Source organism: Aquimarina agarivorans, from assembly GCF_000218485.1.
Classification (GTDB): Bacteria; Bacteroidota; Bacteroidia; order Flavobacteriales; family Flavobacteriaceae; genus Aquimarina; species Aquimarina agarivorans.
Window position 1 is genome coordinate 12,783 of the sequence record NZ_AFPB01000139.1, and the last position, 25,539, is coordinate 38,321.

Annotated in this window: 22 protein-coding genes and 1 pseudogene; 8 read left to right on the top strand and 15 right to left on the bottom strand. The window is 33.7% G+C overall.

From position 1 onward, the window contains the following. Window positions 1–238 precede the first annotated feature (238 nt). Window positions 239–850: an SPOR domain-containing protein gene (locus GMC_RS0108245; RefSeq protein ID WP_010521682.1), complete on the top strand. Its 612-nt coding sequence runs from the start codon at window positions 239–241 to the stop codon at window positions 848–850. A gap of 261 nt (window positions 851–1,111) precedes the next feature. Here GMC_RS0108245 and ilvN read toward each other — a convergent pair whose 3' ends face one another. The 4 genes from ilvN to GMC_RS0108265 form a co-directional block, all read right to left on the bottom strand. Further along, a complete protein-coding gene (ilvN, locus tag GMC_RS0108250) occupies window positions 1,112–1,645 on the bottom strand; it encodes an acetolactate synthase small subunit (RefSeq protein ID WP_010521683.1) in 534 nt (177 codons plus the stop codon). 89 nt (window positions 1,646–1,734) lie between these two features. Further along, window positions 1,735–3,435: a biosynthetic-type acetolactate synthase large subunit gene (ilvB, locus tag GMC_RS0108255; RefSeq protein ID WP_010521684.1), complete on the bottom strand. Its 1,701-nt coding sequence runs from the start codon at window positions 3,433–3,435 to the stop codon at window positions 1,735–1,737. A 100-nt stretch (window positions 3,436–3,535) separates the two neighbouring features. Continuing rightward, on the bottom strand, window positions 3,536–5,212 hold the full coding sequence (gene ilvD, locus GMC_RS0108260) for a dihydroxy-acid dehydratase (protein ID WP_010521685.1): 1,677 nt from the start codon (window positions 5,210–5,212) through the stop codon (window positions 3,536–3,538). Between the two features lie 463 nt (window positions 5,213–5,675). After that, window positions 5,676–6,380, bottom strand: coding sequence for a BamP family beta-assembly machinery protein (locus tag GMC_RS0108265; protein ID WP_029489672.1), 705 nt, complete (start codon window positions 6,378–6,380; stop codon window positions 5,676–5,678). Window positions 6,381–6,556: 176 nt separating this feature from the next. Between GMC_RS0108265 and GMC_RS0108270 the strand changes: the two genes are divergently transcribed. The 5 genes and pseudogenes from GMC_RS0108270 to GMC_RS19500 all read left to right on the top strand — a co-directional run bounded on the left by GMC_RS0108270 (window position 6,557) and on the right by GMC_RS19500 (window position 12,481). Beyond that, complete coding sequence (locus tag GMC_RS0108270; protein WP_010521687.1) at window positions 6,557–7,105, top strand: YbhB/YbcL family Raf kinase inhibitor-like protein; 549 nt, start codon at window positions 6,557–6,559, stop codon at window positions 7,103–7,105. Between the two features lie 190 nt (window positions 7,106–7,295). Next, the gene (locus GMC_RS0108275; RefSeq protein ID WP_010521688.1) at window positions 7,296–8,171 is read left to right on the top strand and encodes a DUF2490 domain-containing protein; all 876 of its coding nucleotides are present in this window, start codon (window positions 7,296–7,298) and stop codon (window positions 8,169–8,171) included. A 10-nt stretch (window positions 8,172–8,181) separates the two neighbouring features. Then, entirely contained in the window at window positions 8,182–9,024 is an 843-nt protein-coding gene (locus GMC_RS20640; protein WP_010521689.1) for an MORN repeat-containing protein, read from the top strand. Between the two features lie 351 nt (window positions 9,025–9,375). After that, a pseudogene (locus GMC_RS19495) lies at window positions 9,376–11,575 on the top strand (B12-binding domain-containing radical SAM protein). Between the two features lie 156 nt (window positions 11,576–11,731). Beyond that, on the top strand, window positions 11,732–12,481 hold the full coding sequence (locus GMC_RS19500) for an alpha/beta fold hydrolase (RefSeq protein WP_050813297.1): 750 nt from the start codon (window positions 11,732–11,734) through the stop codon (window positions 12,479–12,481). A gap of 73 nt (window positions 12,482–12,554) precedes the next feature. Here GMC_RS19500 and GMC_RS0108300 read toward each other — a convergent pair whose 3' ends face one another. The 4 genes from GMC_RS0108300 to trxB form a co-directional block, all read right to left on the bottom strand. Further along, window positions 12,555–13,403, bottom strand: coding sequence for a 5-oxoprolinase subunit C family protein (locus GMC_RS0108300; protein ID WP_238527952.1), 849 nt, complete (start codon window positions 13,401–13,403; stop codon window positions 12,555–12,557). A 4-nt stretch (window positions 13,404–13,407) separates the two neighbouring features. Continuing rightward, window positions 13,408–14,100, bottom strand: coding sequence for a 5-oxoprolinase subunit PxpB (gene pxpB / locus GMC_RS0108305; protein WP_029489673.1), 693 nt, complete (start codon window positions 14,098–14,100; stop codon window positions 13,408–13,410). A gap of 21 nt (window positions 14,101–14,121) precedes the next feature. After that, complete coding sequence (locus tag GMC_RS0108310) at window positions 14,122–14,820, bottom strand: LamB/YcsF family protein (protein WP_010521693.1); 699 nt, start codon at window positions 14,818–14,820, stop codon at window positions 14,122–14,124. Window positions 14,821–15,041: 221 nt separating this feature from the next. Continuing rightward, window positions 15,042–16,019 (bottom strand): thioredoxin-disulfide reductase, encoded by a 978-nt coding sequence (gene trxB / locus GMC_RS0108315; RefSeq protein WP_010521694.1) that lies wholly within the window; start codon window positions 16,017–16,019, stop codon window positions 15,042–15,044. Window positions 16,020–16,183: 164 nt separating this feature from the next. Here trxB and ung point away from each other — a divergent pair, with 164 nt between their 5' ends. Further along, window positions 16,184–16,852, top strand: a complete 669-nt coding sequence (gene ung, locus GMC_RS0108320) for a uracil-DNA glycosylase (RefSeq protein ID WP_010521695.1) — start codon at window positions 16,184–16,186, stop codon at window positions 16,850–16,852. 292 nt (window positions 16,853–17,144) lie between these two features. Continuing rightward, complete coding sequence (locus GMC_RS21230; RefSeq protein ID WP_094766273.1) at window positions 17,145–17,321, top strand: cold-shock protein; 177 nt, start codon at window positions 17,145–17,147, stop codon at window positions 17,319–17,321. 66 nt (window positions 17,322–17,387) lie between these two features. Here GMC_RS21230 and GMC_RS0108325 read toward each other — a convergent pair whose 3' ends face one another. From GMC_RS0108325 to GMC_RS0108360, 7 genes are all read right to left on the bottom strand, one after another. Then, window positions 17,388–18,059, bottom strand: coding sequence for a hypothetical protein (locus GMC_RS0108325; RefSeq protein WP_029489674.1), 672 nt, complete (start codon window positions 18,057–18,059; stop codon window positions 17,388–17,390). Between the two features lie 30 nt (window positions 18,060–18,089). After that, the gene (locus GMC_RS0108330) at window positions 18,090–18,509 is read right to left on the bottom strand and encodes a transglutaminase-like domain-containing protein (protein WP_029489675.1); all 420 of its coding nucleotides are present in this window, start codon (window positions 18,507–18,509) and stop codon (window positions 18,090–18,092) included. 289 nt (window positions 18,510–18,798) lie between these two features. Beyond that, on the bottom strand, window positions 18,799–19,890 hold the full coding sequence (locus GMC_RS0108340; RefSeq protein ID WP_010521696.1) for a mandelate racemase/muconate lactonizing enzyme family protein: 1,092 nt from the start codon (window positions 19,888–19,890) through the stop codon (window positions 18,799–18,801). A 202-nt stretch (window positions 19,891–20,092) separates the two neighbouring features. Next, window positions 20,093–21,538 (bottom strand): aldehyde dehydrogenase, encoded by a 1,446-nt coding sequence (aldA, locus tag GMC_RS0108345; protein ID WP_010521697.1) that lies wholly within the window; start codon window positions 21,536–21,538, stop codon window positions 20,093–20,095. Between the two features lie 256 nt (window positions 21,539–21,794). Beyond that, window positions 21,795–23,240 carry an aldehyde dehydrogenase gene (gene aldA / locus GMC_RS0108350; protein WP_010521698.1) on the bottom strand — a complete coding sequence of 482 codons (1,446 nt, stop codon included), beginning with the start codon at window positions 23,238–23,240 and terminating at the stop codon, window positions 21,795–21,797. A 41-nt stretch (window positions 23,241–23,281) separates the two neighbouring features. Continuing rightward, window positions 23,282–24,046 carry an SDR family NAD(P)-dependent oxidoreductase gene (locus GMC_RS0108355; protein WP_193361487.1) on the bottom strand — a complete coding sequence of 255 codons (765 nt, stop codon included), beginning with the start codon at window positions 24,044–24,046 and terminating at the stop codon, window positions 23,282–23,284. A 174-nt stretch (window positions 24,047–24,220) separates the two neighbouring features. Continuing rightward, on the bottom strand, window positions 24,221–25,237 hold the full coding sequence (locus GMC_RS0108360; RefSeq protein WP_010521700.1) for a zinc-dependent alcohol dehydrogenase: 1,017 nt from the start codon (window positions 25,235–25,237) through the stop codon (window positions 24,221–24,223). Window positions 25,238–25,539 lie beyond the last annotated feature (302 nt).

Below are 25,539 nucleotides of genomic sequence, written 5' to 3' on the forward strand. Positions count from 1 at the left end.
AATTATTAAGCTCTTGGCTTCTATTTATTGTCTCATCCTTTCTCCACATAATTGAGCTTTCTTCAAAAAAAAACTACAAAAAAAAGTTGTAAATGAAAACAAAATTTAAAACTGAAATTATTTTCCTACAACCCCTTAAAACTCTGTTGTTAGCAATATTTTTAGCAAATCTAGTAGCTCATATTAAAATAAAAACGATTTTCGTCATATATTTAACGCTAAATTAAAATAATTTGTCATGCCCCATATAGATGAAATTGAGCTGAACAACCTAAAACACAAACTAGAAAATACTTTAGAGTTTAATGAAATTCTAAAAAAACATCGAACTACCCTAGGTATTATTTGCGGAATCTTATTAGTGTTGCTTATAGGATGTACAACTTATTTTTCCTTAACCTCAATTACAAATAGTAATTTAGAAGAAAAAGGGTTAACGTTAATATCATCAAAAGAATATCAGGATTTGATTGATTTTAAACACGGTGTCGCTGAACAAAAGTTACTAGATGAAGAGAAAAAAGAAGAAGCAACAAATCAAGAAGCATCTAATGATGATTTATATGATAACCAAGAAAACAACGCTAAACAACCAAGCATTAATGATGAATTAATTTACGCGGTTCAAATTGGAGCATTGGATGAAAAAGCGATTTCTTTATACACGGATACTTTTCCTCAATTTAAAGAATTTCACGTTGATGAATTTTATAAATATACTGTTGGTGCCTTCGAAAGTTTAGAAGAAGCACAAACATTCCGAATGGAAGTAGTAGCTATGGGATTTGAAGATGCATTTATTGGATCTTACAAAAACGGAAGACGCATTCGTATAGAAGACCCTTTTTAATCCCAATTTATACATTAGAAAATATATTACAGCCAGCTGCAATCCAATTCAAATACTAACGCAAACTGAGTTTTTTAATTTGACCGTAGCGATACTATGCTCAAATTAAGAAAACATTAGTATTTATTATATTTCACAACTTCATAACGAAGTTTTAATGCAAAAAGCGGGTTAAAACTCCGTTATATGATCAAAAATTAAAAAAACTCCATTTCAAAATTGTGAAACGGAGTTTTTTTATTCTTTGATCTTTTTAAGTAACTACTCATCAAAATCTTTTAATATATCTGAAATATTCATAGCCTCTCTACTTACCGCAATGCGACCAGAGCGCACAAACTGTAATAAACCGTAAGGTTTTAAAGCAGAATATAAAGCTTCGGTTTCAATACGACGTCCTGTTTTAGATATTACAAAAAACTGCTTATTTACAGTAACAATTGATGCTCCACTACGTTTAATTATATTTTGGATTTGAGGTTCATCAAATAATAAACCAGACGCTACCTTATACAATGCTGTTTCCTGAGAGATTGTTTCGCTATCGGTATGATAAAACGCTTTAATCACCTCAATTTGCTTTTCAATTTGCCCTACTATTTTTTTGACTTTTTCCTCGGTTAATTTTACTAAAATTGTAAAACGATATACATCTTCAATTTCAGATTCAGAAGCGGTCATGGATAACAAATTCACATGACGCTTTAAAAAAATAGCTGATATTCGGTTAACTAAACCAATATTATTTTCTGTATATACCGAAATGGTAAAATATTGTTTCTTTTCTTCTTCCATTGTAATTAAACTATCTCAAATTCTTTTGAGTTATTAATTTTTTGAACTAGTTACTTTAAAAGTGCTCCTTATCTTATTTTAACTTAAGACTAACTTAATCGAATATCTGATACTGAAGCTCCGGTTGGTATCATAGGGAAAACATTATTTTCTTTTTCAACACAAACTTCTAAAAAGTAAGGACCGTCCGTTTCCAACATTGTTTTAACAGCATCTGAAAGATTTGCTCGTTTAGTAACACGTTGCGCTGGTATGTGATAGCCTTCAGCAATTTTTACAAAATCAGGATTTGTCATTTTCGTTGAAGCATAACGATTTTCAAAGAAAAGTTCTTGCCATTGGCGTACCATTCCTAAAAATTCATTATTTAAAATTACGATTTTAACTCCTGTATTATTTTGAAAAATTGTGCCCAACTCCTGAATGGTCATTTGATATCCACCATCGCCAATTACTGCAATCACCTGACGATCTGGGGCTCCCATTTTTGCTCCAATAGCTGCTGGTAACGCAAAACCCATAGTTCCTAAACCACCTGAAGTTACATTACTTTTTGACTTTACAAATTCAGCGTAACGAATTGCCATCATTTGATGTTGTCCTACATCGGTAACAATAACAGCATCCCCTTTTGTCACCTCGTTTATGTTACGAATCACTTCGCCCATACTCATACCCTCTTTTGTCGGATGGAGTTCCTCCTGAATCACTTTTTCGTGTTCAATTTTATCAAATGCTTTGAATTCCGATACCCAAGCTTCGTGCTTCTTTTCATCCAATAAAGGCAAAATATCAGCTAAGGTAGTTTTAACACTTCCCATTACTGCAACATCAGCATCTACATTTTTATTTACCTCAGCTGGGTCAATTTCAAAATGAATCACTTTAGCTTGCTTAGCGTAAGTAGATAAATCACCAGTTACTCGATCATCAAAACGCATACCAATAGCAATTAGCACATCGCATTCATTAGTCAATTTGTTTGGCCCATAATTTCCATGCATACCAACCATACCTACGTTAAGTTCATGAGCTGTTGGTAAGGCTGAAACGCCTAAAATAGTCCAAGCTGCTGGTATTCCTGATTTTTCAACTAATGCTTTAAATTCAGCTTCTGCTTCACCTAAAATAACTCCTTGCCCCCAAACGATCATCGGCTTTTGGGCTTCATTAATAATTGTTGCTGCATCTTTAATAGTTTGTGGATCTGTTTTAGGAATGGCTTTATAACTGCGTACTCCTTTACATTTCTCATAACTATAATCAAATTCGGCAAATTGTGCATCCTTAGTGATATCAACTAATACTGGTCCTGGTCGACCAGAACGCGCAATGTAAAACGCTTTAGCCATTACGGACGGAATATCTTCAGCTTTTGTAACCTGAATATTCCATTTTGTCACTGGCGTGGAAATCCCAATAATATCAGTTTCCTGAAAGGCATCCGAACCTAATAAATGTGAACCTACCTGACCAGTAATGCACACCATTGGGGTGGAATCTATTTGAGCATCGGCAATACCTGTTACTAAATTTGTAGCTCCAGGTCCTGAAGTGGCTATTGCTACCCCAACCTTACCACTCGTTCGTGCATATCCTTGAGCTGAATGTGTTGCACCTTGCTCATGACGTGTTAATATATGTGTTAGTTTATCTTGATACTTGTAAAGCTCATCATAAACAGGCATAATTGCTCCCCCAGGGTATCCGTAGATTAGGTCTACTCCCTCTTCCAACAAGCATCGAATTACTGCCTCTGCTCCTGTTATACGTTCTGTATTTGTACTCATATTTTCTAGCTTTAAGCTATAAACTTTTTCTTATTTATAATATGTGTAATTAATATGTATGGTATGACTCACAATTAAAACTATTAATTATGAATTTATTTTAAAATTCATCAGTTACACAACCTTTAGAAGCGGAAGAAACCGAGCGCGCATATTTATACAACACTCCCTTTTTTACTTTTAAATCTGGTGCTACCCATACTTTTCTTCTTGATGCTAATTCTTCGTCTGAAACGTCAACATTGATCGTATTTGTTTCAGCATCAATGGTAATATTATCACCATTTTGTACCAAACCAATAACTCCACCCACTTGAGCTTCAGGCGTAATGTGCCCTACAACAAAACCGTGCGTTCCTCCTGAAAAACGTCCATCAGTAATTAGTGCAACTTCCTTACCTAAACCAGCACCCATAATGGCTGCAGTTGGCTTTAACATTTCAGGCATTCCTGGTCCTCCCTGAGGCCCTTCGTAACGAATAACCACGACATCACCTTTTTGCACTTTTCCATCGCGTATACCATCATTTGCATCATATTCACTATCAAATACTTTTGCAGTTCCTGAAAAACGCAATCCTTCCTTACCTGTTATTTTTGCTACAGAACCTTCTTTAGCTAAATTTCCGTACAACATACGTAAATGTCCTGTTGCTTTTATGGGTTTATCTAAAGGCATGATTACTTCTTGTCCTTCGGTTAAATCAGGTACATCAAGTAAATTTTCTGCTAACGTTTTTCCTGTAACCGTCATACAATCACCGTGTAACAATCCTTCTTTTAAAAGGTATTTACAAACAGCTGGAATACCCCCTACGGCATGCAAATCCTCCATAGCGTACTTCCCTGAAGGTTTTAAATCTGCAATAAATGGAGTGGTGTCACTTATTTTTTGAAAATCATCTAAAGTAAAATCGATATCAGCCGCGCGTGCTATAGCTAAAAAGTGCAATACTGCATTGGTTGACCCTCCTAAAATTGTAATTAAGCGCACTGCGTTTTCCAAAGACTTACGTGTTACTATATCGGATGGCTTGATATCATTTTCCAACAGATAACGCATTTGCTCACCTGCCGTAAAACATTCCGCCTGCTTGGCATCGCTTATTGCTGGGTTTGAAGAATTATAAGGCATTGACATCCCTAAAATTTCAATTGCAGAAGCCATGGTATTTGCAGTATACATGCCTCCACAAGCTCCTGCTCCAGGAATGGCTTTACGGATTACCTGACGGTATTCTCCCTCTTCCATGGTCCCTGCTACTTTTTCACCCCAAGCTTCAAAAGCAGAAACAATATCTAATTTTTTGTCTTCATGACAACCAGAAGCAATAGTTCCTCCATAAACTAAAATGGATGGACGATTCAAACGAATCATAGCCATTAAAGCACCAGGCATATTTTTATCACACCCTACCACGGTAACAACACCATCATAAGACAATCCTTGCACCACTGTTTCCATGGAATCCGCAATAACATCACGCGATGGTAACGAATAACGCATTCCTGGAGTACCCATTGAAATACCGTCACTTACCCCAATGGTATTAAAAATTAATCCGAAAGTTTCTTGTGTATTGACTCCTTCCTTGACCTTTTTTGCCAAGTCATTTAAATGCATATTACAAGGATTTCCTTCATATCCAGTACTTGCAATACCCACTAATGGCTTATTAAAGTCTTCATCTTTTAACCCAACAGCATACAACATAGCTTGTGCTGCGGGTTGCGTATCATCTTGAGTTACACGTTTACTAAACTTATTAATCTCCATTCGTTTACTTTGTTAATTCTGTAATTTTTAATTAAAAAAACAAATTGTTTGTTTTCAAATCTATTCTATATGTAAAAATAAGCCTACTAAAATCAACTAAGTTAATTTTATACCCAAAGCTACAATATTCACAATTATCAAAATAGCATTAACTATCTGATAATTAGCTAAATAAAAACATCAGACATACAATCACAATTGTTAATTTTTTGAGTCATGATATATTATAAAATATAGCGTTCACACTATTGGCTGCAAAGATACTTATATCCTCGTTATTTTAAATAAATAGCAACAATTTTGAATAAATTTGCCATAAAAGACTTTTTAAATAAAAAAATATTACTTTTTTCACCTTTTTAGTAAAAATAATTAAATTGTATTTAAAGCAGTAAAAATAGCAATTAACACAACACGAAAAACTGATTTTGATCTAATCACTTGCTAGCCTTTTGGTAAAAATCTATTTAGTTTGCTTTAACTTTTTATATTCCATTGATTTTTCCTTGAGAAATTCTACAAGATTCAAAGTAGTCTCGGGAGTTGTTAAACTTTCAAATCGTTTATCGCAACCACAGTAATTCATAAAATCCTGAATGTAACCTTCCGAAATTTGTAATGCTTTGTTAAAAAATTCTTTTGAAAATCTTGAAGTCACTTTTCGTATTAAAATATCCTTATTTTCCAAAGCAACATCACGTTTAGCTCGTTTAATTTTTCCGTTGAGCGTATTGACAATTTTAGTCACAGCGCCTATACTTTGATTTCTCAGTCTTGCTTCTGTTCTTGTTACTGGCTTTACAGGGGTTCCTCCAAAAATACTACCATCAATATATGGATCCGTTGGAATTTTTAATAAATCATTATTTAAGTCACCTGATAAACCTGAACTACTAATAAAAACTTCATTTAAAGCCTCTACTTTAGTTTCCAATTCAATTTCAACATATGGATTTTCAATTTCTTTTTGAGTTATTATTAATTTATAATCCACATGTTGAATTGATGAAAAAAATAATGTGTCATTCAAATTTAACCTAATTTTAAATTCACCTTTATTATTATTGATGGTGCCTTTATTTTGTGAAATATTATAAATATGTACCGCTATAGAGTCGGCACTAATTTTACCATTTAATTCCATCCGCTGTGCAAATAAAAATGACATGTAAAAAAATCCTAAAAAAAAATAGTAGTGTTTTAATATGTTTTAATATGTTTTAATTTTCTTTAAAAAACTACTTCCTGTTATTTGTGTTACAAAAAAATCATATTACTATACTTATGTATTGTGGCTTTGATAAGAATTACTATATTTAATTACTCTTTTTTACAACATACATTATGAAAAAAATTACCCTAGTAATTATATTTCTTTCTATTTTTATTACAATGACAAATGCACAAACGTTTACTTTAAAAAGTAATGATATTGGTGGTCAAATGACTACAAAACAAGTTTTTGATGGTTTTGGATGTACGGGGAAAAATATATCTCCCCAATTGCATTGGAGCAACGTTCCTGAAGGAACAAAAAGTTTCGCAATTACAATTCACGATCCTTCAGCTCCAACTGGAAGCGGTTGGTGGCACTGGCTAATTTTTGATATTGACGCGTCAGTTTCTGAATTGGCTTCGAATGCAGGAAACCCTTCAGCTAAATTAGCCCCTAAAGGAAGCATCCAAAGTATTACCGATTATGGCAAGGCTGGCTATGGAGGACCTTGCCCACCTGAAGGACACGGTTTTCACCAATATGTTATTACCATTCATGCATTAAAAGTAGCTTCGCTTGGACTAGAAGCAGATACCAATCCCGCGGTGGTAGGTTTTAATTTATTTGCTAATACTATTGAAAAAGCATCAATTATTGCTTACTACAAAAGAGATTAATTTTTAAAGCAAAATTGAGATTATTTAATAAACCATCAAAAAATGAAGGTTTATTTTATGTAATTACTATAATCATTAACAAAAAAACAGTTTTACATAAATTATCTTTCCATAAAGCAAATAATCACTATCAGCTACACTTTTTTTACAAATTTTTAGTTCTTTATTTTCAAAATGTATTTTAATCAAAATGTATATAAAATTTAAGAATAAAACAATTTACAATAGCTTGACTTTTTCACGCATAAGTTATTCTAAAACTACATTTATACTGTTACTTTTTGTTGTTTGTTCATTAAAAATTAATGCTCAGAATAGTGAGGTTACCTTACCTAAGGAGTCTGTTTTTCAGGATCCCGTTACAAAGTATTGGATTAACACCTATGGAAATATTCGGATTTCAAAAAAGTTGTTTTGGGTTGCGCAAACTCATTTTCGTTTTCAAGAAGATGAAAGCACTCCTTTTGTAGGTCAAATTGCTCAAGTTTACAACAGGCATGCCTTAGGATATATTTATACAAAAAAAATAAATTTTGCTTTAGGAGGTGTGTTAAGGCTAAATTTTGACACAAAAGATCAAAGTAAAACAAAGACAACAATTCCGGAATACCGTATATGGCATCAATATCAATTTGCAATGCCCGTAGGAATTGCAATAAGCTATCACCGTTTTCGAATAGAACATCGCTGGTCCAAAAGTTTCAAAGAAAATAGTGAATACATATTTAGGAACCGATGGCGCTATATGTTTCGTTTAAAAATTCCTGTAAATAAACCCAAAATACAATCTGGCGCCTTTTATGTGGCTCCAGAGGCCGAATTAATTTTGCAAAGCGGAAAAAAAGTAATTGACAGTCCATTGGAAGACTTGCGTTTACATACAAGTTTTGGTTACATATTTTCTCCAAAATTAACTGTTGCAGCAGGAATAATGTACAATCAAGGGCAGGAACTGAATAATGGTGGTTTGTGGAAACAGGGATGGACTTTTAGAACTCATTTGTATTTTTCTCCTGACTTTAGAAACACTAAAAACAAACTACCTGAAGTACATTTCAGGGATTAATATTATTTGTATGGCAATTAGAAAAAGAACCTTATTTGTAGTTTTAATTTTGCTTACTACTATTTCAACTGTCTCTACTTTTTATTATGGATATAAATTAAAGCAGTTGCAGCATAAATTTTTGAACGTTACCAAAATAGAAACTAAAGTTATTGAAGATGAAGATCACAATGACATTGAAAAATTGGATTCACTGATTATTTTAGGTGACTATCAAAAAGTATTACAATTTTCAAAAGAATTGGATACTACATCATCTTTAAAAAACAACCCTAAAGTTTTATGGCGAAGTAAATTAATCACTGACCTAGTGCAACTAAAAAAAGCTAACAAACAAATTTTAGCTAAAAAAACACCTGTAGCCAATAATGAGATAGTAACAAATATTGAAACTGAAGATGCTGTTGGTTTAAAAGAAGCTTTGCAAAATTCGTTAAATAAAATAGAACAATTAAAAAATCAATTGAATGCGCAATCAAGCACTGAATACCTAACATTTAAAACTACTAAAGACATAAAATTACATTACATAGGTAAAGTAAAAAACAAAAAAGCAAATGGTTTTGGAATTGCCTTATTGGAGTCTGGAAGTAGGTATGAAGGGAATTGGAAAGATAATTTACGCCATGGTCATGGAAATTTTTATTGGGATGATGGTGAACATTATGAAGGCACATTTGTTAATGATAAACGCGAAGGTATTGGCACCTATTATTGGAGCAATGGTGATCGTTACGTAGGGCATTGGAAAGATGATAAACGTAGTGGTGAAGGTAATTTTTACAATAAAAAAGGAAAGCTAAAAGCAAGCGGTATTTGGGAAAATGATCAACTAGCTAAAAAGGATAAGTAGTAGTTTTCATATTTATTTTCAAAATAAATGAATTTAGCGATTTCCAAAAATCGTTCTAAAACTAGTTAATACAACTTTTACGTTTTGATCCTTTAAGGCTTCCCTAGTTGGAAATAAATTATGATAATCTACCGAACCCATTTACCGTAAATACTTATTTTTTGAAGGAAATTTATCTTTTAAAATTTTATAGTTAGTTATGTTAGAGCTTATTCCTATTTGTGAAAAAGTATTCAATTCTTTCTTTATTTTTGTTAAAAAATTGTGGATTTTAATAAGCTCACTGTATATTTTTAAATTCGTATAAAACTTTACATTTTAATTTATCTTTGCACCATTAAATTATCTTGTTTGAAAGACATTCTCCTAATAACACCACCATTTACCCAACTAAATACACCCTATCCTGCTACGGCTTACATTAAAGGTTTTTTAAACACAAAAAAAATTAGTGCGTTTCAAATGGATTTGGGCATCGAAGTGATTCTTGAGTTATTTTCAAAGGATAGCTTTAAAAAAATTTTTTAAGTATGCTAATGACAATAATACTATACACTCTGATAATTGTAATAGAATTTACGCCTTAAAAGAGGATTACTTACAAACTATTGATGGAGTTATTCGTTTTTTACAGGGAAACAATCCAACATTTGCCCGGCAAATTTGTACTGACAATTTTTTACCTGAAGATGCTCGTTTTGACCAATTAGATGATATGGATTGGGCTTTTGGTAGTATGGGAATGCTAGATAAAGCCAAACATTTAGCTACGCTTTATTTAGAGGATTTGTCGGATTTTATCATTGAGTGTATTGATCCTAATTTTGGTTTTAGTCGCTACGCAGAACGCCTTGGTCAAAGTGCAAATTCTTTTGATGAATTGTATGATAATTTACATAAAGATTTAACATATATTGATCGAATTACATTAAAAATTCTAGATCATCGCTTACAGGAAACCACTCCTAAATGGGTGTGTATTTCTGTTCCCTTTCCTGGAAATTTGTACAGTGCTTTCCGGTGTGCCCAATTTATAAAGCAAAATTACCCCCAAATTGTAATTTCAATGGGAGGCGGTTTTCCCAATACGGAATTACGTAGTGTATCCGACACCAGAGTTTTTGATTTTTTTGATTACATCACGCTAGATGACGGTGAACTCCCTATTGAATTACTTTATAATTTTATTTGTTCTGAAAAAAAAACAGGCACTATTCCTGAACTCAAACGAACCTTTTTACTGCAAAATGGTCAGGTGGTTTACCACAATACTTCAAAGCGCTCCGATTACAAACAGGCAGACGTTGGTACGCCTGACTACTCGGACTTACTGCTCAAAAAATACATTTCTGTCATTGAAATTGCCAATCCAATGCACAGTCTTTGGAGCGATGGTCGTTGGAACAAACTTACTATGGCGCATGGTTGTTATTGGGGTAAGTGTACTTTTTGTGACATTTCATTGGATTACATTAAAATTTATGAGCCTGTTGCCGCAAAACTTCTTGTTGATCGGATGGAAACGCTTATTGAACAAACAGGTGAAAACGGCTTTCATTTTGTTGATGAAGCCGCCCCTCCTGCCCTTATGAAAGCTGTAGCTTTAGAGATTATAAAACGGAAATTGGTAGTAACCTGGTGGACAAATATTCGATTTGAAAAAAATTTCACCAAAGATTTATGTTTGCTTCTAAAAGCCTCAGGCTGTATTGCGGTTTCTGGTGGATTGGAAGTAGCATCGGATCGATTATTAAAGTTAATTGATAAAGGGGTAACCGTAGCGCAAGTAGCTCAGGTGACTCGTAATTTTACCGAAGCCAATATCATGGTACATGCTTATTAAATGTATGGCTATCCTACGCAAACCGTGCAAGAAACTGTGGATAGTTTGGAAATGGTTCGACAATTATTTGAATTAGGTATTTTACAATCAGGATTTTGGCATCAGTTTGCCTTAACTGCACACAGTCCAGTCGGAATTAATCCTAACAAATATCATATTACTCCACATTATAACGACATCACTTTTGCAAATAACGACGTTAGTTTTACGGATCACACGGGTATTGACCATTCCAAATTTAGCTTTGGCTTAAAAAAGTCTCTATTCAATTACATGCATGGTATTGCTTTTGACATGCATTTGCAGGATTGGTTCGATTTTGCCATCCCTGAAACAACTATAGATCCTTATTTCATTGAAAGTTGTTTGAACAATTCCGTAAATTTTACTGTCAAACCTACTGCAAAAATTATATGGTTAGGAAATACTCCAACTACCGTAACTAAAACAAAATCTAAAAAGGGAACTATTAAAAAATCATTACAAATGACATTTCACGACCGGACTGAGGCTTTTCAAATTTCAGTAGCATTACCGCAAGGTAATTGGTTAGCTTCTACATTAGCAAAACTGACACCGTATAATGACAGACAGTTTTCTTTTACCGAACTAAAAACGGACTACGAAACTCATTTTGATAATTTTGAATTATTTTGGTTTTCAAAAGCTGTAACAAAACTTAAAGAAAATGGCTTGTTAGTTTTATAATTCAAATTTAATCAACTAATCTTTGACTATATTTTGAATTTATATCAAATGAAATTTTTTAGTTGCTAATCTTTGTTCAAGCTATAGTAAATTAAACAGTTTTGTAAGGCAAATTTTAATTTTCGACTTTTAAATTGAACTGCTAATTTATTTATTATGAAATCAATGTTTATCAGCTTGCTATGTTTGATAGGAATCATCAACTGTCCGGCTCAAGATATTCCATTTACGGGAAAAACAATTCAATTTCCTTCAGAAGATACTATTCCTGTAACTGCTGATTTATATATGACATCAAAACCATCGGCGCCATTTATTTTATTATGCCATCAAGCACTTTTTAGCAGAGGTTCCTATCGTGAAATTGCAACTCAACTTAACGAGCTTGGTTACAATTGTCTTGCTATTGATCAACGTTCAGGTTTGGCGTCAAATAACATTACAAACGAAACTCATAAAGCGGCAAAAAAAGAAAATAAACCCACCAAATACATCAATGCACTACCTGATATTATTGCTGCTTACAATTATATAAAAAATGACCTAAAAGCTTCTAAAATAATTATTTGGGGAAGCTCTTATTCTGCATCGCTTTCATTATACCTTGCTAGTAAAAAATCAAATGAATTAGCAGGAGTACTGGCTTTTTCCCCTGGCGAGTATTTTAAAATTGAAGATAAAACTATTGCTGAATACGCATCTAAAATAACCTGTCCTGCTTTTTTAACATCTTCAAAAACAGAAGCAAAAAAGTTACAGCCAATTTACAACGCCATACCCAGCAAACATAAGGTAAATTTTACCCCTCATACTAAAGGATTTCATGGCTCAAAAGCATTGTGGAGTACTAAAAGTGGGAATGAAGCTTATTGGACTTCGGTAAAAAACTTTTTATCTAGTTTATAGTAATTTTAATTTTATAAAGTACATAACTCGTTTTTTAGTTCTCGATCATTCATAAACAATACTGTTTCGGCAATTAAACTACCCATTTAAAATGAAATAATGCACCTTGAGGCAGTTGCGCTATGGCAGAAATAGCTTCAACAGCCAATTGTAAAATTCTTGGATAACCTCCAATGGTTTGTGCATTTCGCATTAATACGATTAATTTTCCTGAAGGTGTCCATTGAACTGTTCCTGGCAGTAATGGCGAAGATAATATAGAATGTGTATGCGGATCAAAATCATTAACTAATTGTACTCCCATCCGATCCCTTAGTTGACTTGTACTAAATGCCAATGCCGTTATGGATTTTTGTTGTTCAATTGATAACAGATTAAATTCTGGCCCTTTGTATACTTTTATAAACGAACTCACCGAACGTAATTTAAATTTTATAGCGCTATTCAACTGAATTTTATTGGTAATAGCATGATAAGGAAGTGTGATTCCTTTTTTAACCATAAATTGATCCGTAATACCTGAAAACCAAGAACGGCTACCTAAAACTTTAGGAGTTTGCACGCCTCCCCTTACCGAAATATAGCCATAAATTTCATTTTGAGCTGGCCTTAAAGACACCTCTGCGCCCGATGAAATATAGATAGAAGTATCGCATCCAAATTCAAAATTATTCACAATTACATTTATTGTATTTCCTGAACATGCAATATAAGTGGGTGCTGAAAAAATTAATTTTGGTGGAAGCACTGTCCATTCAATTAATGCTGCATCATTAGAATTTCCTACCAACAGATTGGCTCTTTCTGCCGCAAGGCGATCCATACATCCACTTATAGGTATCCCTTCTGACAAGTAACCAAACCTACCCAAATCCTGAATGGAAGTTGAAAGTCCAGATTCTTTTACCACTATTTCTGCCAATGACTTAACCAATTTGAGTTATTAATTTTGTTTTATCATTTACCCTATCCATTTTAATATAATCAGTCAGTGTGATTGGTTTAAATTTCATAGTGTCGCCCATACTTATTTTTGAAGCTATTTTTTTTGAAACATCAAATAAAATAGCTGGTGTCCTGCCAATTATATGCCAGCCACCAGGACTTTCCGTGGGATATACACCTGTTTGCTTTCCGCCAATAGCTACTGAATTTTGGGGTACTTTTAAAAGTGGAACTGCTTTACGATCTATAAATAAGCGTTTGTCCAAACCTCCTAAATACATAAATCCTGGCAAAAAACCTTTACAAAAAACGGTGTATGTAACACTGGAATGCAATTGAACAAGTGTTTCAACTTCCATTTTTTTTACTGTTGCTAATGTTTGTAAATCTATCCCAAAAGAATCGTGATAGCACACTGGAACTTCCCAAATGTTACCGTGAGTAATTTTTGTATTTCGCTTTCGCGAAGCACAAAACGCCTCAACTAACTTTAAGTCATTTTCTGAAACCGTTTTTTTGTAAATCACCAATAGAGAATTATAGCCATTGGCGCAATCCTGAATTTGTTCTGATAATGCTTCTAAAATCAAAGCTTTTACCAAACAAATATCTTTTAATATAGCTTTATCGATACAAGCTTCCCACGAAATTAGAATAGCACTTGTTCCATATATCTGGTATTTTCAATTTAAAGTTCATGAGCAATACATCAAATTAGAAATACTTTCGGCTATAGCCAATACATTGGAATGATCCCCATGCAAACAGAAAGTATCTGCTTTTATAGCCACTTTTTTACCTGTTACGGAAGTAACTGTATTTGTTGTATACATTTGCTTAACATGTGCACAAACCTTATCCGGAGTGTTCAATATGGCATTATTTTTAATACGTGGCACTAAGCTTAAATCATCCATATAATTCCGATCGGCAAACGCCTCGTAAAAAACATTCCTTTGATTTAAAGGAACAAACTTTTTTGCCATACTGGGAACAAAAACTTGACATTTTTTGAAATTTGTATTGATAAAGTCTAAAAACCATTGCGAAGTTTGTTGTTTCTTGAATATGTCATTATATAATGCCCCGTGCAATTTTATATGGTGCATGTGATTCCCTAACGTATTTGCTATTTTCTGAAAGCAGTGAACTTGCTCCAACAAACTAATCTCCAAATCCACTAATGACATTGAAAGTGATTTTCGACCAAAATTTTCCTTGTCTGGATATGAAGGATGCGCACCTACCAGCACCCGATGCTGCTTTGCTAATAAAATTGTTTGTTTTATAGTTTTGGCATTCCCAGCATGACCCCCACAAGCAATATTTGCATATTTTAAATACGGCATTAAAGCTTTGTCAGTATCCATTCCTTCACCAACATCAGCATTCAAAGCTATTTTTTATTTGAATTCATGCGTTGTTGGTTGTTGGTAAATAACGAATTTTTTTCAACTAAGTGATATAATCTTCAATATACATTTTTATTTTTAATGGGAAAGTAGCTCTTTTTACTTATTGGATAGGCTTAAGACTAAGAATTGAATTGAAAAAACAAAAGCTACCCAAATGAGGCAGCTTTTATTTAAATAAAAATTAATTTATATGCTTTCAACTAGTATTGAGCAGTTTGTACTTCTTCAACACTACCAATTTCCGCTAAATAACGTTCCGCATCCATTGCTGCCATACATCCTGTACCAGCAGCAGTAATTGCCTGTCGATAATCTTTATCTTGCACATCTCCTGCTGCAAAAACTCCTGGACGATTTGTAAATGTGGTCCCTGCTTTTGTATGCAAGTATCCTGTATCATCCATATCCAACTGTCCTTTAAAAATATCTGTATTTGGTTTATGACCTATAGCTACAAATAATCCAGTTATTTCAATTTCAGAAGTTTCACCAGTTTGGTTATTTTTCATTCGTAAGCCTTCTACTACTTGATCTCCTAAAACTTCATCCACTTCGGTATTGTAAAGCACCGTAATGTTTTTGGTGTTATTTACGCGATGCTGCATCGCTTTTGAAGCTCTCATATGATCCTTACGAACTAACATGGTAACGTTTTTACAAATATTTGCCAAGTAAGTCGCTTCCTCAGCGGCAGTATCTCCTGCTCCTACAATGGCAACATCCTGTCCTTTATAAAAGAACCCATCACATACTGCACAAGCCGACACTCCACCTCCACGTAGCTTTTGCTCACTTTCAAGACCTAGATATTTTGCGGTTGCTCCGGTGGAAATAATAACTGTTTCAGCCTCTATCACTTTTGAACCATCAACAGTTGCCTTATGTATTCCTCCGGGAGTATCAGACAATTCTACCGAAGCTACTAATCCAATACGCACATCAGTTCCAAAGCGTTCAGCTTGTTTTTGTAATTGTACCATCATGGTAGGACCATCAATACCATCAGGATATCCCGGAAAATTATCTACCTCCGTAGTGGTTGTTAACTGTCCGCCAGGTTCCATTCCTGTATATAAAACCGGATTTAAGTCTGCCCTAGATGCATAAATTGCAGCTGTATAACCTGCAGGACCCGATCCTATAATCAAACATTTTACTCTTTCTATATTATCTGACATTGTACTCCTTTTTTGTTATGTAAAAGTAGCAAGTTTCACAGAAACCTTACATTAAAAGTTATTAAGAATATCTATGTGATTATTAACTATTGTAATTTACTCGCTTTTGCAGAAATTAATTATTTAATTTTGCAATACAAACTTTTTATTGAATTCATTGCACTATGCTAGCACCACTCAATCCCGAATGGACTTCTATTTTAAAAAATGAAATGGAACAACCTTATTTTAAAGATCTTTCGGCTTTTGTTGAAGAACAGTATAAAAAGCACCAGTGTTTTCCTCCAAAAGAGCGTATTTTTGCTGCACTAAATAATTGTAGTTTTGATGATATAAAAGTGGTAATCATTGGACAAGATCCCTACCATAAACCTCATTTAGCCAATGGCTTGTGTTTTTCAGTAAATTCAGGAATGCCAATTCCTGCATCGTTACAAAACATTTATAAGGAAATTCAGGAGGACTTAGGAGTACAAACTCCTAGCCATGGTAATTTGATACAATGGGCTAAACAGGGAGTACTTTTGTTAAATGCTACACTCACTGTACAAGTACACAAAGCGGGATCGCATCAAAAAAAAGGGTGGGAACAATTTACGGATGCCATTATAAATATCATTTCAACAAAAAAAGAAGGTGTTGTATTTATGCTTTGGGGTGGTTATGCCAAAAAAAAAGGTGCTAAAGTAGCCTCTGAAAAGCATTTAATATTACAAAGTGGACATCCTTCACCTTTGAGTGCTAATAGAGGTTTATGGTTTGGAAATAAACATTTCAGTCAATGCAATACATACCTTAAAACCCGCAAAAAATCAAAAATTGATTGGGTTTAAATACTTTTAAAATAATGGTAATTAATTATCCAATACTGTTAGGCCTCATTTCACATGGTTAAATTGACCTTTTTTTTTACATGAAATTTGCATTTATAGCGAAATACATATTATTATAAATTCAATTTTAAGTTTCAGTTAATCAAATTTTAACGAAACGTAAAGTTTGACCACTTTTTTTTAAAAATTTCCAAAAAATACTTTAAATGTTTGAAAACATAGTAGCTAGTAACAAATAAAAGTTATTTTTGTTTCAAACAATTATTATTATTCTAAATGAAAAAAAGGTACTATTAAGTTTTTTAACGAATCTAAAGGTTTTGGATTTGTTATTGACGATGACACAAAACAAGATTATTTTGTTCACATTTCGGGTCTTATCGACGAAGTTAGAGAAGGAGACGAAGTTGAATTTGAATTAAAAGAAGGTAGAAAAGGGTTAAACGCTATTAACGTTAAAGTACTTTAATATAAATTTCTTTTTACAATCTAAAAAAACCATTCTTTGTATTCGCAGCGAGTGGTTTTTTCATTTTTAAAACATAAATATTCGGAAAGGTTTCCATTTATTTAAATAACGACTTACAAATAGTTTTTCTCTACTCACCCCTGAAAGTAATTCGGGCATTCTTTTTCTGGCTTCGATAATTTTATTATTCAATTCCCTATTGGCTGAAATTAATTTATTAAAAGCACTATTGGCAGTTAAAATTTTAGAATCAATATCGCTCATTAATTTTTTTATTTGAGAATCGTTAAGCTTAGGGTTTCTAAATCTTTTATTTTTAGAACTTACATAGGAGTTATAAGTAGTAATACCATTATTTAAAATTTTAACTGCCAAATTATATTTTCTTACAGTTATTTGATAATTATTTTCATCAACTTGATCTTGAATTAATTTATGTACAATTCCATTTTTAATAATGCGATCATTCAAATTTTCCAATTGCTTTAACTCATCCAAGGCTTCATGTTGTTTTAATAAACTATCAAATAAAAAACTGCCATTTGATGCTGACTCGGAAAAATTATGAGCTATAAAATCAGTATTATTTATCGGTTGGTTTAAAAATTGCATCAGTGGATCAAAAGGCATATGATCTGCAATAAATTCAGTTGGTGTTTTTAAGAAATAGATATCTCGAAATTCATTGATATATTCTTCTCCTTGTAAGTATCCCGAAGCCCAGGTTATATCTAACAAATAATACTCAGAATCAATTTTTACTCCATTCTAAGCGTGACTTAAATCAGCTATTTCACCCAATGCATCACGGGTATACCCCTTAATTAAATATGTTTTTAATCCAATAGATGCGCCCATTGCACAAAATAGCTCGGAATAATGCTGACAAACACCTTTTTTGGTTGCCATTGCTTCATTTATAATTTCTTGATTCGAATTATACCGTTTTTCCGAATTTAACTGTGCTAAGTCATATTTAATATTGTGTGCTATCCATATATAAATTGCTCTAACTTTTTCTCTTTCACCTGTCAATCCATCAGTTAAATATTTAGTGATTAATTTGTAATCAGTAATTGAATCTGGAACAGTTTTAGAGCGTTGATCAATTGCCCCATAATCGGATTGACAAAATCCAACGGAACATACAAATAATAAAATGGGTACAATAAAATATTTATTAAACATATAATTACTATACAATCAAACTTTTAGTGCTAAAAGCATAAATGAGGAGTAAACATAACAATCTTGAAAACACCACAAGGAGTATCTCAAATTTAGTAAGCTTGTTACAGAAACATCTGTTCACTTACATTAAATTCAAAAACTACTTTAACCATGTTGATACGGGTATCTTCAAAACCTAAAGCTACCCCCTTTGTAAAAAAAATCAACTTCATTTGATATTTAATTAAAAAAAAGGGGGTAGCTAAATACTAAGCTGTTAAATTGATGCTTATTATTTTTATGAATATTATTTTTCGAATTCAACAAGTTTATCCCAATCAAATTCAACTCCAACACCAGGAGTATCAGGAGCTACTGCTCTATAGTTTTCAACAACAAGTGGTCGTTTAGTATATTCATCAATTGGAAAACTGTGCACTTCCAACCATCCTGAATTAGGTTGCGAAGAAACTAAACTTACGTGCAACTCCTGCATTCCGTGTGAACATACTGGTATATTATTTTTATCGGCTAATTTAGCTGCTTTTAACCAACCTGTTACCCCACCGCAATTGGATGCATCAGGCTGAATGAACGACAATTTGGATTGTTCAAAAGCGTATTCAAATTCATGAATCGTATGTAAATTTTCACCCATTGCTAATGGAAAGCCTGTTTTTTCAACAATTTCAGCATAACCTTTATAATTATCCGGTATAATTGGTTCTTCAAACCAAGTAATATCACATTCTTTAAATCGTTCAATGGCTTCAATCGCTTTGTCAACGGACATAGAGTAATTTGCATCCACCATAAAAGTTACATCAGGACCAATAAACTCTCGTACTGCTTTGATACGCTCAATATCTTCATCCAAATTTTCGCGACCAATTTTTATTTTAACTGCATTAAAACCACGATCCATATAAGATTTCATATTCCCTAAAAGCTTTTCTAGTGGAAACATCAAATCAATACCTCCACAATATGCTTTACAAGTATTTCCGTGTCCCCCTGCAACTTTCCATAAAGGCTGACCTAACTTTTTGCAATGAATATCCCACAAAGCAATATCCACTGCAGAGATTGCAAATGATGCAATACCGCCTCTACCAACATAATGAATATGCCACTCTAAAAAATCATAAATACTATCAATATCAGCACCGTCCTGTCCTTTTAATGCATCCGCAAAATCGTAATCGACCATCGCTTTTATAGCGCGACCACCTTTACCGCCTGTGTAAGTATACCCAGTTCCTTCCGATCCATCTTCTAAAGTTACTGTAACAGTGACCAACTCAAAATGGTAATGATCTCCGTGTTTTGCATCTGAAAGCACTTCAGGAAGTGGTACTTCAAAAAGACGTGCTTTTACATTTGAAATTTTTGTACTCATATATTTAATTATAATCTTCTTTAACGATTGTAAAAATAATAAAACTAATCCTTACAACGGACCATAATAAAACGAGTTTTTTATAAATTATTAGTGCCAATTCCCCACAAAAAAACCTGTAATTTTTTTTACAGGTTTTAAAAATTAAGTGCTGATTATCAATTAACAACTAATAATCCCTACCACTTTAAACATATATTTTTTAATACTTTACGTAGAAGGTTTTCTTTTCTAGATACTGCTCAAAACCATATTTTCCGTCCTCGCCACCGGATCCACTTAGTTTGTAGCCATTATGAAAACCTTGATGTTGTTCTCCATGCCCTCTATTTACATATATTTCACCACATTCCAGCTCATCGTGGCATCGCATAATAGTCCCTATATCTTTTGTAAATATCATGGCAGTTAAACCATATTCGGAATCGTTAGCGTAATTCATAACTTGATCAAAATCTGTAAACTTTAGTACTGGTAATATTGGACCAAAAGCCTCCCTGTGCACCACGGTCATATCCTGAGTTACATTAGTGAAAACAGTAGGCTCAAACCAGTATCCTTTTTCAAACTCAGCACCTTCAGGTCTTTTTCCCCCGTGAGCTAACGTAGCCCCTTCTTCCAAACTTATTTTTACCAGTTCGTTCATGTTTTTTAACTCATTGGCGTTCACTTTAGGTCCCATTTGTGAACTTCGATCTAAAGGATTTCCTACCTTGAAACTTTTTACTTTTTCCATGAATTTTTCCATGAAAACATCATAAATAGATTCATGCACATACATGCGTTCATTACACGTACAAACCTGTCCACAATTATCAAAACGCGAATTAAATGTAGCTTCAACAGCATTATCAATATCTGCATCAGCAAATACGATACTAGGTGCTTTGCCTCCTAATTCTAACTGAACATGAGTTAAATTTTCTGCAGCAGCTTTAAAAATTGCCTGCCCCGCAGGAGTACTCCCCGTCATGGTTACCATTTTAGTTATAGGACTTTTAACCAAAGCATTTCCTAAAACTCTACCTGTTCCTGTTACTATATTTAATAAGCCTTTGGGAATCCCCACTTTTTCAGCAATAAAACCTAATTCCAACGTAGTTAGTGGTGTTTCTTCCGTTGGTTTAATCACTATAGCATTCCCTGCTACCAAGGCTGGGCCTAATTTTCTGCCCGCCAATGCAAGCGGAAAGTTCCATGCCGTAATAGCTACCACAACCCCACGCGGAATTTTATGGATGTAAATTTGTTCGTTTTCGTTATCCGAAGGTAAAATATCACCTTCAATATGACGTGCCCAATCGCAGGCATATTCAATAAATGAAGCGCAAACTTCAACTTCTCCTTCCGCAACAGTAATTAATTTACCCTGTTCTTTAGTTAATAATTCAGCCAAATAAGCTTTGTTTGCTCTTATTTCTGCGGCAAACTTTCGCATTAATTCTGCACGCGACCTTGCAGGAACTTTTTTCCACTCCTTTTGAGCTGCTTCAGCTGCTTTTAATGCAATTTCTGCATCAGCCTCCGCTCCCATTTCTATAACACCTACAGTACTTTCATCGATAGGACTTATAATTTCCAATGTTTCTTCGGCAACAGCCTTAACCCACGCTCCATTGATAAATAATTTGTAATGCTTAATTGACATAGTATACTTTTTATAGGTTTTAATTAGAAAAGAATAACATATAATTGAGTCAGCAATCTAAAAAATATAATGACTAAATATTTAATTATTATACGGGCTAACCAATATATTGTTTATCTACTAAATTATAGCAAATATGATATAAAATGCAACTAAACATCGTTCTTTTTTATAATGTATATGAACTGATATAACAACAAAACCTGCAAGTAGGTACTTGCAGGTTTCAAATTACTTTTAAAACAAATTGAATTGATTAATACTTCATGTAGAATGTTTTCTTTTCTAAGTATTGTTCAAAACCATATTTACCATCTTCACCACCTGATCCACTTAATTTGTATCCATTGTGGAAACCTTGGTGCTGCTCTCCATGACCTCTATTTACATAAATTTCACCACATTCAAGCTCATCATTACAACGTAAAATGGTAGCCATATCCTTAGTAAATACCATAGCAGCTAAACCGTATTCGCAATCATTTGCATACCCCATCACTTGATCAAAATCAGTAAACTTGATCACTGGTAAAATAGGTCCAAAAGATTCCTCATGAACAATTGTCATTTCCTGAGTAACATCAGTAAGTACTGTTGGTTCAAACCAATATCCTTTTTCAAACTCGGCACCTTCAGGTCTTTTTCCTCCGTGAGCTAATGTAGCACCTTCTTCCAAGCTTACTTTTACTAAATGCTCCATGTTTTTCAACTCATTGGCATTTACTTTTGGTCCCATTTGTGTATCTCTATTCAATGGATTACCTACTTTGTAACTTTTAACTTTTTCCATGAATTTTTCCATGAAAGCATCATAGATATCTTCGTGTACATACATACGCTCATTACAAGTACATACTTGTCCACAGTTGTCAAAGCGAGAATTAAATGTTGCATCCACAGCAACATCAATATCTGCATCAGCAAATACAATACTTGGTGCTTTTCCTCCTAGCTCTAACTGTACATGCGTTAAATTTTTAGCAGCTGCCTTAAAAATTGATTGTCCAGCTGGTGTACTACCCGTCATAGTTACCATTTTGGTAATTGGATTTTCAACTAGTGCATTTCCTAAAACTCTACCCGATCCTGTTACCACATTTAGCAATCCTTTTGGTAAACCTACTTTTTCAGCAAGGAAACCTAATTCCAACGTAGCTAATGGTGTTTCTTGAGTTGGCTTAACTACCACGGCGTTACCAGCTACTAATGCAGGTCCTAATTTTCTTCCTGCCAAAGCAAGCGGGAAATTCCATGCTGTAATTGCTACAACTACACCTCTAGGAATTTTATGAATGTAAATATGCTCGTTTTCATTATCCGAAGGTAAAATATCACCTTCAATATGACGCGCCCAATCGCAAGCATATTCGATGAAAGTTGCAGTAACTTCTACTTCAATTTCAGCAAGTGTAATAATCTTACCCTGCTCTCTAGTTAATAATTCAGCCAAATATGCTTTGTTCGCTCTTATTTCAGCAGCAAACTTTCGCATTAATTCGGCACGTTTTCTTGCTGGAACTTTTTTCCATTCTTTTTGTGCTTTTTCCGCTGCTTCCAAAGCTATGTTTGCGTCTTCTTCGACACCCATTGCTACAGTTCCAACAACACTCTCGTCAATTGGACTTGTAATTTCGGCAGTTTTTCCTGTAGTAGCATCTACCCATTCACCACCTATAAATAATTGATATTTTTTTGCTGACATGCTATAAAAATTAATACGTTTTATAAAAAGTTAATTTGGGATTACCTACCCATCCATCCACCATCAACTAGTGTGATAGATCCGTGCATGTAATCTGACGCTTTTGAACTTAAGAACACTACTGGTCCTGCAAAGTCGGCTGGCTCTCCCCAACGACCTGCCGGAATACGTGCCAAAATAGAGTCAGCACGCTCTGGGTTGTTACGTAAAGCCTCCGTGTTATCTGTAGCGATGTATCCTGGAGCAATTCCATTCACATTTACACCTTTACCTGCCCACTCATTAGCAAATGCCATAATCATTTGTCCGATAGCACCTTTACTTGCTGCGTATCCCGGAACTGTAATTCCACCTTGGTAAGTTAATAATGACGCTGTGAAAACAATTTTACCTGAACCACGCTCAATCATGTCCTTACCAATTTCTCGCGTTAAAATAAACTGCGCATTTTGGTTTACTTCAATTACCTTATCCCACATTTCATCAGGGTGCTCAGCAGCAGGCGTACGTAAAATAGTACCTGCATTATTTACCAAAATATCTATTTGTGGATGATCCGCTTTAACAGCTTTAATAAAAGCGTATAATGCTTTTCTATCTGAAAAGTCACACTGATAGGCTGTAAATTTTCTTCCTAAAGCTGTTACTTCTTTTTCAATAGCACTCCCTTCCAACTCCAATGAAGCTGAAACTCCAATAATATCAGCACCAGCTTCAGCCAAAGCAACCGCCATTCCTTTTCCTATTCCTCGTTTACATCCAGTAACGATAGCTACTTTTCCCTGTAAACTAAAACTATTTAATATACTCATTACAATTTAGTTTAATAGTTACCACAACTGTTGTTGAAAACATCAATTGCCGTAAATTTGCTTATTTAGTTTGTTTTTTTTCGCTTACGCTAGAAGCACTATCAGCTGCCAACGTAATATATATTATAAAAAAGTACCAACTAATTACGGTTGATACTTTTTATTTTTTTAAGATTGACAATCCATAAGAACTTTCATACCATCGGGATTATTATCGATGTCTTCAAATACTTTTTGAATGTTTGATAAAGGTTGCACATCAGTAATCATCTCTTCAAATGGCAATTCATTCGCTGTGATTAAAGAAATAGCTTTTTCGTAATCTTCTTTTTCGTAAACGCGAGCGCCAATTAATTTTAACTCTTTCCAGAAGAATTTGAATAAATCTACAGGTTTCTTTTCTCCATGAATAGCTACCATAAGGATACGTCCTCTAATTCCTGCAACTTCAGTCATAATATCCAAAGCTGGTTGTACTCCTGCTACTTCAAAAACAACATCAGCTAAACGCCCTTCAGTTTTTTCTCTTACGTAAGAAACCAAATCAACATTAATTGGATTAACCGCATCAAAACCTAATTCCTTAGCTTTAGTAATACGGTTTTCATTTACCTCAGAAATAATAACGTTGGCTCCAGCATCTTTGGCTACCATAGCAACAAGTAAACCAATTGGTCCACCGCCTAAAACTACGGCAGTTTCACCTTTAGTCAATTCACTTAAACGTACATCATGCGCTGCTACTGAAAGTGGCTCGATTAGTGCTGCAAGTTTTAAATCCGTTTCTTCTTTTAATTTATGTAATGTAAAAGCAGGAACATTCCAATATTGTTGCATAGATCCTGGGCTGTCAATACCAATAAATTTAAGATCCTCGCATACGTGATTAAATCCTTTATCGGAAGCTTTTGCACCACGGTCATCTAATGGCCTAACAACCACTTTTTCTCCTTCAGCATATCCAGTAACACCTTCGCCAATAGCATCAATTGTACCCGACATTTCATGTCCGATAGTTAATGGAGCGCTTACACGCTTATCCATCATACCATGATAAATATGCACATCAGTACCACAAACTCCACTGTAAGCTACTTTGATACGAACTTCACCCGCCTTTGGAGCTTCAATTTCTTTTTCTATTATTGAGAATGTTTTATTCCCTTCGTAAATACTTGCTTTCATTAATTATATAATTAGCTAATTTTATTTGTTTCACTAAAAATTTTGATCCCATAAATAATATACCCAATAATTATATAAGGTATTAATTACAGAAATTTAAAATTTTAATTGAGTTCCAAAAAAGTACTTTCAATTCATTTTTCGCAATATGCTGTAAAAAAATTACTCTTAAAAGCATTAATCCATAATTTGGGACTAAAAGTATTGCTTTTTTTTCAGTTTTAAACATTAAATAATTGATAGTTCAACCTAAGTTTTAATAAATAATTACCTACTATTCAACTATTAAAAGAATGACTTAA

Excerpts from the sequence above, each read along its gene's own strand:
- GMC_RS0108245 (WP_010521682.1), top strand. The coding sequence starts at position 239 with ATGCCCCATATAGATGAAATTGAGCTGAACAACCTAAAACACAAACTA.
- ilvN (WP_010521683.1), bottom strand. The coding sequence starts at position 1,645 with ATGGAAGAAGAAAAGAAACAATATTTTACCATTTCGGTATATACAGAA.
- ilvB (WP_010521684.1), bottom strand. The coding sequence starts at position 3,435 with ATGAGTACAAATACAGAACGTATAACAGGAGCAGAGGCAGTAATTCGA.
- ilvD (WP_010521685.1), bottom strand. The coding sequence starts at position 5,212 with ATGGAGATTAATAAGTTTAGTAAACGTGTAACTCAAGATGATACGCAA.
- GMC_RS0108265 (WP_029489672.1), bottom strand. The coding sequence starts at position 6,380 with ATGTCATTTTTATTTGCACAGCGGATGGAATTAAATGGTAAAATTAGT.
- GMC_RS0108270 (WP_010521687.1), top strand. The coding sequence starts at position 6,557 with ATGAAAAAAATTACCCTAGTAATTATATTTCTTTCTATTTTTATTACA.
- GMC_RS0108275 (WP_010521688.1), top strand. The coding sequence starts at position 7,296 with ATGTATATAAAATTTAAGAATAAAACAATTTACAATAGCTTGACTTTT.
- GMC_RS20640 (WP_010521689.1), top strand. The coding sequence starts at position 8,182 with ATGGCAATTAGAAAAAGAACCTTATTTGTAGTTTTAATTTTGCTTACT.
- GMC_RS19500 (WP_050813297.1), top strand. The coding sequence starts at position 11,732 with ATGAAATCAATGTTTATCAGCTTGCTATGTTTGATAGGAATCATCAAC.
- trxB (WP_010521694.1), bottom strand. The coding sequence starts at position 16,019 with ATGTCAGATAATATAGAAAGAGTAAAATGTTTGATTATAGGATCGGGT.
- ung (WP_010521695.1), top strand. The coding sequence starts at position 16,184 with ATGCTAGCACCACTCAATCCCGAATGGACTTCTATTTTAAAAAATGAA.
- GMC_RS0108330 (WP_029489675.1), bottom strand. The coding sequence starts at position 18,509 with ATGTTTAATAAATATTTTATTGTACCCATTTTATTATTTGTATGTTCC.
- GMC_RS0108340 (WP_010521696.1), bottom strand. The coding sequence starts at position 19,890 with ATGAGTACAAAAATTTCAAATGTAAAAGCACGTCTTTTTGAAGTACCA.
- aldA (WP_010521697.1), bottom strand. The coding sequence starts at position 21,538 with ATGTCAATTAAGCATTACAAATTATTTATCAATGGAGCGTGGGTTAAG.
- aldA (WP_010521698.1), bottom strand. The coding sequence starts at position 23,240 with ATGTCAGCAAAAAAATATCAATTATTTATAGGTGGTGAATGGGTAGAT.
- GMC_RS0108360 (WP_010521700.1), bottom strand. The coding sequence starts at position 25,237 with ATGAAAGCAAGTATTTACGAAGGGAATAAAACATTCTCAATAATAGAA.